Origin of the sequence: Aliirhizobium cellulosilyticum, from assembly GCF_014198105.1 — a bacterium.
GTDB classification, from domain to species: domain Bacteria; phylum Pseudomonadota; class Alphaproteobacteria; order Rhizobiales; family Rhizobiaceae; genus Neorhizobium; species Neorhizobium cellulosilyticum.
In genome coordinates this window covers 354883-366337 of sequence record NZ_JACIGW010000005.1, presented here as the reverse complement: position 1 = coordinate 366337, position 11455 = coordinate 354883, and the positions used below count along the sequence as shown (strand labels likewise).

At 58.9% G+C, this 11455-nt stretch carries 12 protein-coding genes; 11 read left to right on the top strand and 1 reads right to left on the bottom strand.

Annotation, left to right across the window (positions count from 1 at the left end; genetic code table 11):
- The 10 genes from GGE33_RS21055 to GGE33_RS21010 all read left to right on the top strand — a co-directional run.
- Positions 1 to 429 (top strand): methyl-accepting chemotaxis protein (locus tag GGE33_RS21055; protein ID WP_246436319.1); only part of this gene is annotated, 429 nt, incomplete at its 5' end.
- A gap of 454 nt (positions 430 to 883) precedes the next feature.
- Positions 884 to 2827 carry a methyl-accepting chemotaxis protein gene (locus tag GGE33_RS21050; RefSeq protein ID WP_183827475.1) on the top strand — a complete coding sequence of 648 codons (1944 nt, stop codon included), beginning with the start codon at positions 884 to 886 and terminating at the stop codon, positions 2825 to 2827.
- A gap of 367 nt (positions 2828 to 3194) precedes the next feature.
- Positions 3195 to 5138, top strand: a complete 1944-nt coding sequence (locus tag GGE33_RS21045) for a methyl-accepting chemotaxis protein (RefSeq protein WP_183827472.1) — start codon at positions 3195 to 3197, stop codon at positions 5136 to 5138.
- 268 nt (positions 5139 to 5406) lie between these two features.
- A complete protein-coding gene (locus tag GGE33_RS21040) occupies positions 5407 to 5562 on the top strand; it encodes a DUF3563 family protein (RefSeq protein WP_183827469.1) in 156 nt (51 codons plus the stop codon).
- Positions 5563 to 5838: 276 nt separating this feature from the next.
- Positions 5839 to 6363, top strand: a complete 525-nt coding sequence (locus GGE33_RS21035) for a DUF2062 domain-containing protein (protein WP_183685012.1) — start codon at positions 5839 to 5841, stop codon at positions 6361 to 6363.
- 16 nt (positions 6364 to 6379) lie between these two features.
- Positions 6380 to 6784 (top strand): holo-ACP synthase, encoded by a 405-nt coding sequence (gene acpS / locus GGE33_RS21030; protein ID WP_183827466.1) that lies wholly within the window; start codon positions 6380 to 6382, stop codon positions 6782 to 6784.
- Positions 6785 to 6909: 125 nt separating this feature from the next.
- Positions 6910 to 7659, top strand: coding sequence for a signal peptidase I (lepB, locus tag GGE33_RS21025; protein WP_183827463.1), 750 nt, complete (start codon positions 6910 to 6912; stop codon positions 7657 to 7659).
- Positions 7659 to 8369, top strand: a complete 711-nt coding sequence (gene rnc / locus GGE33_RS21020) for a ribonuclease III (protein WP_183685013.1) — start codon at positions 7659 to 7661, stop codon at positions 8367 to 8369. The genes lepB and rnc overlap by 1 nt, the downstream gene beginning before the upstream one ends.
- 10 nt (positions 8370 to 8379) lie before the next feature.
- The gene (gene era / locus GGE33_RS21015) at positions 8380 to 9324 is read left to right on the top strand and encodes a GTPase Era (RefSeq protein ID WP_148145463.1); all 945 of its coding nucleotides are present in this window, start codon (positions 8380 to 8382) and stop codon (positions 9322 to 9324) included.
- A 229-nt stretch (positions 9325 to 9553) separates the two neighbouring features.
- Positions 9554 to 10069 carry a PAS domain-containing protein gene (locus GGE33_RS21010; protein WP_183685014.1) on the top strand — a complete coding sequence of 172 codons (516 nt, stop codon included), beginning with the start codon at positions 9554 to 9556 and terminating at the stop codon, positions 10067 to 10069.
- Between the two features lie 56 nt (positions 10070 to 10125).
- On the opposite strand, the gene GGE33_RS21005 is transcribed toward GGE33_RS21010, so the two are convergent.
- Complete coding sequence (locus tag GGE33_RS21005) at positions 10126 to 10518, bottom strand: hypothetical protein (RefSeq protein ID WP_183827461.1); 393 nt, start codon at positions 10516 to 10518, stop codon at positions 10126 to 10128.
- Positions 10519 to 10696: 178 nt separating this feature from the next.
- Between GGE33_RS21005 and recO the strand changes: the two genes are divergently transcribed.
- Positions 10697 to 11452, top strand: coding sequence for a DNA repair protein RecO (gene recO / locus GGE33_RS21000; protein ID WP_148145460.1), 756 nt, complete (start codon positions 10697 to 10699; stop codon positions 11450 to 11452).
- Positions 11453 to 11455: the final 3 nt, after the last annotated feature.

The following is an 11455-nucleotide window of genomic DNA, read 5'->3' as shown; positions in this document are numbered from 1 at the left end:
TCGAATGAGCAGGTCCAGAACGGTGTGCATCTCGTTGGCGAAACCGGCAAGGCGCTGCAGACGATTGTCGGCGAAGTCCAGGAGATCAACCGCAACGTCAACGCGATTGTCGAAAGCGCTCAGGAACAGTCTTCAGGCCTGCAGCAGATCAACACCGCGGTCAACACGATGGACCAGGACACGCAGAAGAATGCTGCCATGGTCGAAGAGCAGACCGCAGCAAGCCATGGTCTTGCCCGCGACGCTGCTTCGCTGAACGCGCTTCTTTCCCAGTTCAAGCTTTCGGTTCAGACCTACCAGTCGACCGTTCGTGCGGTGAAGGCAAATGAAACGCCCGCGGCCTCGCCGGCACGCGCCCTTGGCCGTAAGCTGGCCGGCGCCTTCTCTGGCAATGCTGCCGTCAAGAACGAAAGCTGGGAAGAGTTCTAAGTCCGGCTCGTCCTGAGGACGATCATTCCCAAGATCAGGAAAGGCCGCAGGCAACCCGTCTGCGGCCTTTCCTTTGGGCAAAATCTCTCCGAAGTCGCCTTCCACCGGTATCGTGATAGGCGTTTGAACGGACGGTGCGGCATTTTGCCGTGAGTTTTATAAAATTCGATACAACGTAAGATTTTATTATCGGACCGGGTTCTATGCTCTGCCCGGGACATTCGAGATACCCCCTTGTTCTCAAGCGCGCATGATGTGCGTCGTTCCTCCAGATCACATGGTTGGACGGCTCCTGTTTGGTTGGCTCTTTCGTCGGGAGTCTGCACTGTTGCACCAAGCGCGGGATCCCGCGGCGGCTGGTGCTGCAGCAAATAGACTTGCGCATAGTGTCTCCGAGAACCAAGCCCGGTTCCCGGCTCAATGCGCTGAGTTCATCGCGTTGTGGAGGTATCCGATGCTCAAGAACCTAAAAATAAAGACCAAATTTCTGATGGCGATTGCGATCCTGGCGTTCATTTCGCTGGCGGGCCTGGCTTTCGTCACTCTACGCTTCGAAGAGGCGAACAGCACATATTACAATTTCCTCCAGAACGAGAGCACCGCGGCTGTCTATGGGCCTCGTGGTGTTGCCGGCGCGTGGACGGCTATCAACTGGCTGAACCGTACCGTAAGCCAGGATCCACAGTCGGACAAATTCACGGAATTCGCTGCCCGCTTCAATAACGAATTGAGCGGCGCCCGCGGCCGTCTGGAGCAGATCCCGGCCATCGTTCCCAGCCGAAAGGCCGCAATCGACGAATTGGTGAGCGCCATAGACGCCATGCGGCAGATCGGCGGGGAAATGATCAAGGCCCATGCCGTCGGTGACAAGGCACTGTTCGACAGCATGACGGTCAAGCTCGAACAGGCCACCATCGACTTCTCGGCAAAGTCGGGCGCCAACAATACTGCCATGGCGGACCTGATCAAGAATGGTTCGGACCAGCTCAATGCGCGTGTTACCGATGCAATTCTGGTCACGATCGTCAGCATGTTGATCGGGATTGCCGCTGCCATCGCTTTCTCCATGTTGATCGCGCAGAAGGGTGTCACCACGCCGATGGCGCGCTTGCGGGAACGCATGGCGTCCCTGGCCGCCGGTGAGACTGAAGCTGAAGTCGACGGTCTCGACCGCAGGGACGAGATCGGCCAGATGGCCGAAGCCGTCGCTGTTTTCCGCGACAACGCGCTGGAACGTCAGCGTCTCGAACAGGAGGCTAACGACAATCGTAGCCTCTCGGAAAAGGAACGCATCGAACGCGAAGCAGCGAAGGCCCGCGAAGCCGCCGACGTCAAATATGCAGTCGACAATCTCGCCGAGGCACTGAGCCAGCTCTCCAACGGTGATGTCTCCTATCGCATCGAGCAGCCTTTCACGGAAACACTCGATGGAGTGCGCAACGACTTCAACAGTTCTGCATCCAAGCTCCAGGAAGCGCTCGAGCAGGTTGCAGGCAATGCCCGCAGCATCGAAGCCGGTTCGGCGGAAATCCGCTCCGCAGCCGACGATCTCGCCAAGCGCACCGAACAGCAGGCCGCTTCCGTCGAAGAAACGGCTGCCGCTCTGGAAGAGATCACCACCACGGTGAAGGACGCAGCCCGTCGCGCCACCGAGGCAGGCTCGCTTGTCACGCGTACCCGTCAGGGTGCGGAAAAGTCAGGTGAAGTCGTGCACAGCGCTGTCAAGGCAATGGAGGAGATCGAAAAGTCCTCCGGCGAAATAGGCAACATCATCGGTGTCATCGATGACATCGCCTTCCAGACCAATCTTCTGGCGCTGAACGCTGGTGTCGAGGCCGCGCGTGCAGGTGAGGCGGGCAAGGGGTTTGCGGTTGTCGCACAGGAAGTGCGCGAACTGGCACAGCGGTCCGCAAATGCCGCAAAGGAGATCAAGACGCTGATCACCGCGTCCAACCATCAGGTCCAGAACGGCGTGCATCTGGTCGGCGAGACCGGCAAGGCGCTGCAGATGATCGTGGCGGAGGTCCAGGAGATCAACCGCCACGTCGCCGCGATCGTCGAGAGTGCGCAGGAGCAATCCTCGGGCCTCCAGCAGATTAACACGGCCGTCAACCAGATGGACCAGGATACGCAGAAGAACGCGGCAATGGTCGAGGAGCAGACTGCGGCAAGCCACGGCCTTGCCCGCGACGTTGCATCGCTCAATGCCCTGCTGGCTCAGTTCAGGCTTTCCGGAGCCTCGTCAGAACGTTCGGCAAGGTTGCCGACCAAACCTGTGCGCTCTGCGCAGGTGGATGAAGCGCCCGCCGCCTCGCCGGCGCGCGCTTTGGGCCGCAAGCTGGCAGGTGCCTTCTCCGGCAATGCGGCACTCAAGAACGACAGTTGGGAAGAGTTCTGAGCGTCTGATCGATAGCGGTTTCTGTAAGCCGCTATCTCCGAAATAAGCGGTAGCGGCCGGGGACATGGAGTCCTCGGCCGCTTTCGTTTGGTGAGCAATGCTGTCTCGCTGCAGGTAAGCCGCTGTTCGTGGTTGATTAGGAGGGGCGCGGCAATCGCATGTTGCAATATTTTATCGGAACAATATTCCGATGATCGAAACGTAACTGTTTATTATAGCCCGTCGCCCTACACATTGTTCCGGGAAATTTGAGATATGCCCCGCTCTTTGCGCGTATGACACGCGCCGCCTTCGTCCGGCGGTTCCTGCGTTCGTTCGTTCATCTGTCCTCTTGCATGGATTTTCCAGCACGTATCGAGGTTTCCCTATGCTCAAAAATCTACGGATCAAGACCAAGTTTCTGATGGCGATTGCCATCCTTGGGATCATTTCTCTGACTGGCCTACTGCACGTTACAAGTAAATTCGGCGCTGCCAACAGCGCCTATTCCAACTTCCTGCAGAACGAAAGCAACGCAGCGACCTTGAGCCCGCGCGCTGCTGCCGGCATGTGGACGTCAACCACCTGGCTGGGGCGTGCGCTCGTGCAGGATCCCAAGTCCGAAAAATTCAAGGAACTATCTGAGCGCTTCGGTCAGGAATTTGCCGCAGCGCGTGATCGCCTGACCAAGATTCCTGTGATCGTCCCAAGTCGTAAGGAAGCAATCGATGAATTGCTTGTCGGGGTCGACAATCTGAAAGCGGTAGGCGATGGCCTGCTGAAAGCTTACGTTGCCGGTGATGCGGCTGGAGTTCACGATTTCTCGGCCAAGCTCGACGGGGTGATCGTTGCATTGCCATTGAAGTTCGCCGCCAATAACGTTGCCATGACGGAGATCCTCAACAACGGTGCCATCCAAATGTCGGCGTCCGTTTCGTCAACGATCCTTTACGCGATCTGCGGCATGGTCGTCGGCATCTTGTTGGCTATGGGTGCCGCCATGATGATCGCTCAGACGGGCATAACCGCACCGATGGCCCGGCTTCGAGAGCGTATGGCTTCGCTTGCAGTCGGCGAAACGGAAGCTGAAATCGTTGGTCTCGACCGCAAGGACGAGATCGGCCAGATGGCCGAAGCTGTCGCCGTCTTCCGCGACAATGCACTGGAGCGCATTCGGCTTGAACAGGAAGCCGACGACAATCGTAGCCTCTCGGAAAAGGAACGTATCGAGCGTGAGGCAGGTAGGGCGCGTGAAGCCGCCGACGTCAAGTTTGCCGTCGACAGTCTCGCCGGGGCGCTGAGCCAGCTGTCCGATGGCAATGTTTCGCATCGTATAGAAGCGCGGTTCACCACAGCGCTCGATGGTGTCCGCAACGACTTCAATGCCTCTGCCGCCAAGCTCCAGGCTGCACTTGAGCAGGTCGCGGGAGACGCCCACAGCATTGAAGCAGGCTCGTCCGAGATCAAGTCGGCCGCCGATGGTCTTGCCAAGCGTACCGAACAGCAGGCCGCAGCTGTCGAGCAGACGGCTGCCGCGCTCGAAGAGATCACCACCACGGTGAAGGATGCCGCAAGGCGTGCACAGGAAGCCGGTGATCTTGTCACCCGCACCCGTCAGGGTGCGGAAAAATCCGGCCATGTCGTACAGAACGCCGTCAAAGCGATGGAGGAGATCGAAAAGTCCTCTGGCGAAATAGGCAACATCATCGGTGTCATCGATGACATCGCCTTCCAGACCAATCTTCTGGCGCTGAACGCCGGTGTCGAGGCCGCGCGTGCAGGTGAGGCGGGCAAGGGGTTTGCGGTTGTCGCACAGGAAGTGCGCGAATTGGCCCAGCGGTCCGCGAATGCCGCCAAGGAAATCAAGGCGCTGATCACGACTTCGAACGAGCAGGTTCGCAACGGCGTGCATCTTGTCGGCGAGACCGGCAAGGCTCTGGAGACGATCGTGGCGGAAGTCCAGGAGATCAACCGGCACGTCGTCGCCATCGTCGAGAGTGCGCAGGAGCAATCCTCGGGCCTCCAGCAGATCAATTCTGCGGTCAACACGATGGACCAGGATACGCAGAAGAACGCGGCAATGGTCGAGGAGCAGACTGCGGCAAGCCACGGCCTTGCCCGCGACGTTGCATCGCTCAATGCCCTGCTGGCTCAGTTCAGGCTTTCCGGAGCCTCGTCAGAACGTTCGGCAAGGGGGGCGACCAAACCTGTGCGCTCTGCGCAGGCGGACGAAGCGCCCGCCGCCTCGCCGGCGCGCGCTTTGGGCCGCAAGCTGGCCGGTGCCTTCTCCGGCAACGCGGCACTCAAGAACGACAGTTGGGAAGAGTTCTGAGTGTCAGACCTGAGATGGGCAGAGGGGCATTTGCCCTTCTGGCTGCGACGATATGTCCAACCGCAGGGGCTTGCCGGCTCCTGCGGTTGTTTTTTGAACATTTTTGCCGTGTCGCGCTCGTTGTCGCCGGTTATTTGGTCAATTTGACGGCCGTCAAAGCGCTTGCCATGCATTGGGAGCAAGCCTGCACCGCTTCCCAGGCGTTGGTAAAAGAGCCGAGGAAGTCGTATTTTAGCATCAGCAAAGTAACTGAACGAAAGATAAGACGATGTTTGACACAGTACGCAAGTTTGCACGCGCCCTGCGCGTTCCCTCGGCCCAGGATCGCGAAATGGCCTATCTCAATGAATCGCGTGATCGGATCGATCTCGAATACCGTATGCGCCAGGTCGACCGCGGTATGTTCCGCAAGACGCAGTTCTAAATCTTGACCGCCGTCGTGCCTTTGGCCAGCGAGCCGGGGCACGAGAAGCTGGATAGGGGCGAAAGCCTTATGGCGCCCTTCGGGATTTCCTGGCGCTGGTTGAAGCTTGGCGCGGATCTTTATCCCCAAATTCGCCACGATTTTCGGTTTCCGCTATAATATCGCTTGATCATATATAGCCAGAACGGCCGGCCCTGTCCGGATCGATTGGACAGGTTAACTGGAATGCCCTTTCGCCGTCGTACTCCTCTTTCACTCAGGCAGAGGCTTTTCGGGATGTTCGTTCCGAAAAGAGGGTTTCGCCGTACGCTCGGTTATTATCGCCTCAAGGTCATGCGCATCGGTGGTTCTCCCCATGCCGTCGCCGCTGGCGTGGCGGTCGGCGTGCTGAGCGCATGGACTCCTTTTCTGGGATTTCACGTCCTGTTCGCCATCCCGATCGCCTGGCTTCTTGGCGGCAGCATGATCGCTGCCGCAATCGGCACGACATTCGCAAATCCCCTGACCTGTCCGATCATCTGGCCGCTGACCTGGGAAGTGGGTCAGTTCATGCTCGGCGCCGAGCCGACCTCGCGCCATATCGATCTTGAAGCCCTGTTCGCCCATCTTGACGTCTCGCAGCTCTGGGGACCGGTGCTTGAGCCGATGCTTGTCGGCTCGCTGCCTCTGGGCCTGCTCTGTGCGCTTTTCTTCTATGCCGTGACCTATCTTGCCGTGCGCGGTTTTCGCGATCGTCGCCTCGGCCGCTTGACGGAGAGGGCAAGACACCTCAAGTCAGCCGAAACCGGATCGGCAATTTAGGTACAGGATCAGCTTGATGATTATCGGCATGGGGAGCGACCTCATAGACATAAGGCGCGTGGAAAAATCTATAGAGCGGTTCGGCGAACGCTTTACCCACCGCTGTTTTACAGAGATCGAGCGGGCAAAATCGGAGCGCCGCAAGAACCGGGCCGAATCCTACGCCAAGCGTTTTGCCGCCAAGGAAGCCTGTTCCAAGGCGTTGGGCACCGGTCTTGCCAATGGCGTGTTCTGGAAAGACATGGGTGTCGTCAACCTGCCCGGCGGAAAGCCGACAATGGTCCTCACCGGCGGTGCCGGCGACCGACTGGCCGAACTGATCCCTGCTGGCTATGAGCCCGTCATCCACATCACCATCACCGACGAATACCCTTACGCCCAGGCTTTCGTGATCATCGAGGCGAAACCGGTATCCACCTGATGCCGGTGCGCAAAAGCATGCTTCCGACAAAGCATGAAGGTTTAGTAATCTCACCACCATTGCCGCGGCTTGGCTAAGCGTTTAGACAGTTCAGCCACTCGCCCCGAGATAGAGAGAATTTTGACGTGTCCGATAAAGCCGAGACGAAGCAGCCGAATGCCATCTGGGAGAACATCAAGGTCATCATCCAGGCCCTGCTGCTTGCCATGGTCATCCGTACGGTTCTGTTCCAGCCCTTCACCATTCCGTCCGGCTCGATGATGCCGACTCTGCTCGTCGGCGATTACATCTTCGTCAACAAGTTCGCTTATGGCTATTCGAAATATTCGCTGCCTTTCTCGCCGGACCTGTTCGATGGCCGTATTCTGGAATTCAGCGAGCCGAAGCGCGGCGACGTCATCGTCTTCCGCCTGCCGCAGCAGCCGGATATCGATTACATCAAGCGCCTCATCGGCCTGCCGGGTGACAAGATCCAGATGCGTGACGGCATTCTCTACGTCAACGGCCAAGCGATTCCGAAGCAGGCTGACGGCAGCTTCACCTCGGATTATCGCCTCGATCCCGGCTCCAACGTTCCGGTCTTCCGCGAAACGCTCGACACCGGCAAGACCTACGACACGCTCGACCAGATCCCCAATTCCCGCGGTGACAATACGCCGGAATTCGATGTTCCGGCGGGCCATTACTTCTTCATGGGCGATAACCGCGACAACTCGCTCGACAGCCGTTTCGACGTCGGTTTCGTTCCGGCTGAAAACCTGGTCGGTCGCGCCAGCGTGATCTTCTTCTCGCTCGGCAACGACACCTCGTTCCGCGAAATCTGGAAGTGGCCGTCCAACATGCGTTGGGATCGTCTGTTCAAGGGCGTCAACTGATGAAGATGAAACCATTGTCGGCGGAAGAGCGAGGCCAGCTGGAAACGGTGATCGGTCATGTCTTCGCCGACAAGCAATGGCTTGACCGGGCGCTGACCCATGCCAGCACCGGCACCGCCAAGAATGCCAATTACGAACGGCTTGAGTTTCTCGGCGACCGCGTGCTTGGCCTGTGCGTCGCCGAACTCCTCTTCACCACCTTCCGCTCGGCGGAAGAGGGAGAGTTGTCGGTGCGCCTCAACCAGCTGGTCAGCGCCGAAAGCTGTGCCACCGTCGCCGATGAGCTGGAACTGCACCGCTTCATCCGCACCGGCGCCGACGTCAAGAAATTGACCGGCAAGCGCATGCTCAATGTTCGCGCCGATGTGGTGGAAAGCCTCATCGCTGCGCTCTATCTTGATGGTGGTCTGGAAGTTGCCCGTGCTTTTATCCTGCGTTACTGGCAGGATCGTGCCAGCAAGCCCGATGCTGCGCGGCGCGATGCCAAGACAGAGCTGCAGGAATGGGCGCATGCGAAATTCAATACCACCCCCTCCTACAGGGTGGACGACCGTTCGGGACCGGATCATGATCCGCGCTTCACGGTAACGGTAGAAATAAAGGGCGTTGCGCCCGAAACCGGCACCGACCGGTCGAAACGGGCAGCCGAGCAGGTTGCCGCAACGAAGCTCCTCGAGCGCGAGGGCATCTGGCCGAAGAGCCAGGATTGATTGGATCGATATGACCGAAGACCACAACATTGCCGGCGAAGAAAATGAAGCTGCCGGCGGCCCGACCCATTCCGGCTTCGTCGCGCTGATCGGCGCCACCAATGCCGGCAAGTCGACGCTGGTCAACCGGCTCGTCGGCGCCAAGGTTTCGATCGTCAGCCACAAGGTGCAGACGACCCGCGCCATCGTGCGCGGCATCGCCATTCACGACAATGCCCAGATCGTTTTCATGGATACGCCCGGTATCTTCAAGCCGCGCCGCAGGCTCGACCGCGCCATGGTCACGACCGCCTGGGGCGGCGCCAAGGATGCCGACCTGATCGCGCTTCTGATCGACAGCGAGCGTGGCATTCGCGGCGATGCCGAAACGATCCTCGAAGGCCTGAAGGACGTTCGTCAGCCAAAGATCCTGCTTTTGAACAAGATCGATCAGGTCAAGCGCGAGGATCTGCTGGCGCTTGCCGCCGCAGCCAATGAAAAGGCCGACTTCGAGCGCACCTTCATGATCTCTGCGACGACCGGTTCCGGTTGTGACGATCTGATGAATTACTTCGCAACGACCCTGCCGGAAGGCCCCTGGTATTATCCTGAAGACCAGATCTCCGATCTGCCCATGCGCCAGCTCGCAGCCGAGATCACCCGCGAAAAGCTGTTCCTGCGCCTCCATCAGGAACTGCCCTATGCCTCTCACGTCGAGACGGAAAAGTGGGAAGAGCGCAAGGATGGCTCGGTTCGCATCGAGCAGGTCATCTATGTGGAGCGCGAGAGCCAGAAGAAGATCGCGCTCGGCAAGAATGGCGAGGCTATCAAGGCAATCTCGACGGCATCCCGCAAGGAGCTATCCGAAATCCTCGAGCAGCCGGTGCATCTCTTCCTGTTCGTCAAGGTTCGCGAGAACTGGGGCGATGACCCGGAACGCTTCCGCGAAATGGGCCTGGAATTCCCAAAAGGTTGATCGATCAACGATTTTTCTCGTTTCCCGTGCTCTTGATTTCCTTCAGGTCCGCCGGATCTGCATGGAAATAGTCCACAGTCAAACGTGATATATCCTATATATACGCACAACTATACGCGGTGAACTTGACACGACGCAACTGTGGAACTTTGATCTGATTTGTCACTGGTCTGATTCAGGCTGTTGGCTGATAGGGATGGAAAAAAGCGCCACAAGGATTGCGAACCGCATGGCCACCAGCAAATATATGGGACGAGACAAAGGCGTGGATTTGAAGGACGCTGTCGGGTTCTTCAGCTGGGATTTGAGCGAAAACAAAGTCTTCGCCGACAGTGTTTTCGCCCATATCTACGGTATTCCGCCTCACGAGCTAGAGATCGGAGCTCCGATCGAGCAGGTCATCAAGCATGTCGCGGAAGACGACATGCCCCGGGTGGCCAAGGCGCTGCACGAGACCATCGTCTCCGGCAAGCCGTGTCATCAGACCTACAAGATCAGTCATCCGAGCGGCAAGAGCATTGTCGTGACGGGGCAGGGGCGCTGCCTGCGCAACGGCGAAGGCATGCCGTCGATCTATACCGGTTTGGTGACCGCCGAGGAAAACGGTGTGAAATCTAACGACGCGGATCGGCTGGCTTCGCATTGCATGGAGGCGCTGAAGCTTGCCAAGCGCCGCCGCCATGCCTTGGCTGAACGCTATTTGACTTCGGCGCTGGGAGCGCTTGGCCGACGGGCCGAGAATTAATGGACCCCAAAAAGAAGATCCGGCGGCAAGCGATGGTGTGCCGCCGGCGCTTGCCGTTATTTTTGCCGCGCCATCAGCGCCTTGACTTCCTCGAAGCGGCGGCGGTTGTCGGGTTCCTGCTCGCCCGGGCCATAGCAGGTTTTGGAGATGCAGAAGCGCACCAGCCCGAAGGGCGGTGTCGCCTTGTCGAACTGGCACTCGATCTCATTGTTATAGTCTGTCGGCTTGGCATCCTCGCGGGTGGAATAGGTCAGGCGCGCGCCGGGCGGATCGAGTTCGGGGAAGGACTGCACGATCCCGGTCTTGAGCGATGGTACCAGCAGGAAATTCTTTGCCACCGCCACGCACGCCTGCTCCAGCTGCGGTGATTGCGCCGCAGCCGGCTGTGCCGGCAGGAAACCGGCAAGGGCCGCAGATGCCAAGGTGGCAGCGAAAACGATATGTCTCATGGGAACTCCCTGAACCGGTTCTTGTTTGGCGAGAGAATTCCGCTGACAGTCAATTTGTTCCACTGGAGATGACACCCGATCGCAGTTTTTCGAGATCTGTTGCACATCGCGAAACAGATTCAATCTGAACGACTTATGCGGTAGAATTGAATCGGTTCGGAAAGGTCTTCAAGTATCGATGCAGTGGCAGGACGAGGCGATCATTATTGGCGTCAAGCGGCATGGCGAGACCAGCGTCATCGCCGAGTTGATGACGCGTGAGCGCGGTCGCCATCTGGGCCTTGTCCGCTCTGGTCGCTCTCGCTCCATGCAGCCGGTCCTGCAGCCGGGGAACCGGGTCGAGGCGGTCTGGCGCGCAAGGCTCGATGAGCATCTGGGTGAACTGAAGCTCGAACCTGTGAGGCTTAGGGCCGCAAAGCTGATGGAAACGGCCACCGCCGTTTACGGCGTGCAAGCCATGGGGGCGCTGCTACGCCTTTTGCCTGAGCGCGATCCGCACCCGCATCTTTTCGATGCGCTAGATATCATTCTCGACACGATGGATGACCCCGCCGATGCGGGCGAGCTTTTCGTCCGGTTTGAACTGGCAGTGCTGAACGACCTCGGTTACGGCCTCGATCTTACCGAATGCGCGGCGACTGGTGTGCGGCAGAACCTCAAATATGTCTCGCCAAAAAGCGGCCGGGCGGTATGCGGCGAGGCCGGTGCACCCTATGCCGACCGTATGCTGGCCCTGCCGGCATTTCTCGGGGAGGGGCCAAAACCTGCAGCCGACCGCGACAGCATGCTGGCAGCGTTCCGGCTGACCCAGTTCTTCCTTCACCGTCATGTCTACGAGCCGCGCGGCATCACCGCGAACGACGCCCGTGAAGGGTTCGTTCAGGCAGCCTTGAAGGCGCTCTCTGCGCGCCCTGTGGATCGTCAGGCCGGCTGAACC

Coding starts and splice junctions, on each gene's coding strand:
- GGE33_RS21050 (WP_183827475.1), top strand. CDS start 884: ATGCTCAAGAACCTAAAAATAAAGACCAAATTTCTGATGGCGATTGCG.
- GGE33_RS21045 (WP_183827472.1), top strand. CDS start 3,195: ATGCTCAAAAATCTACGGATCAAGACCAAGTTTCTGATGGCGATTGCC.
- GGE33_RS21040 (WP_183827469.1), top strand. CDS start 5,407: ATGTTTGACACAGTACGCAAGTTTGCACGCGCCCTGCGCGTTCCCTCG.
- GGE33_RS21035 (WP_183685012.1), top strand. CDS start 5,839: ATGTTCGTTCCGAAAAGAGGGTTTCGCCGTACGCTCGGTTATTATCGC.
- acpS (WP_183827466.1), top strand. CDS start 6,380: ATGATTATCGGCATGGGGAGCGACCTCATAGACATAAGGCGCGTGGAA.
- rnc (WP_183685013.1), top strand. CDS start 7,659: ATGAAGATGAAACCATTGTCGGCGGAAGAGCGAGGCCAGCTGGAAACG.
- era (WP_148145463.1), top strand. CDS start 8,380: ATGACCGAAGACCACAACATTGCCGGCGAAGAAAATGAAGCTGCCGGC.
- GGE33_RS21010 (WP_183685014.1), top strand. CDS start 9,554: ATGGCCACCAGCAAATATATGGGACGAGACAAAGGCGTGGATTTGAAG.
- GGE33_RS21005 (WP_183827461.1), bottom strand. CDS start 10,518: ATGAGACATATCGTTTTCGCTGCCACCTTGGCATCTGCGGCCCTTGCC.
- recO (WP_148145460.1), top strand. CDS start 10,697: ATGCAGTGGCAGGACGAGGCGATCATTATTGGCGTCAAGCGGCATGGC.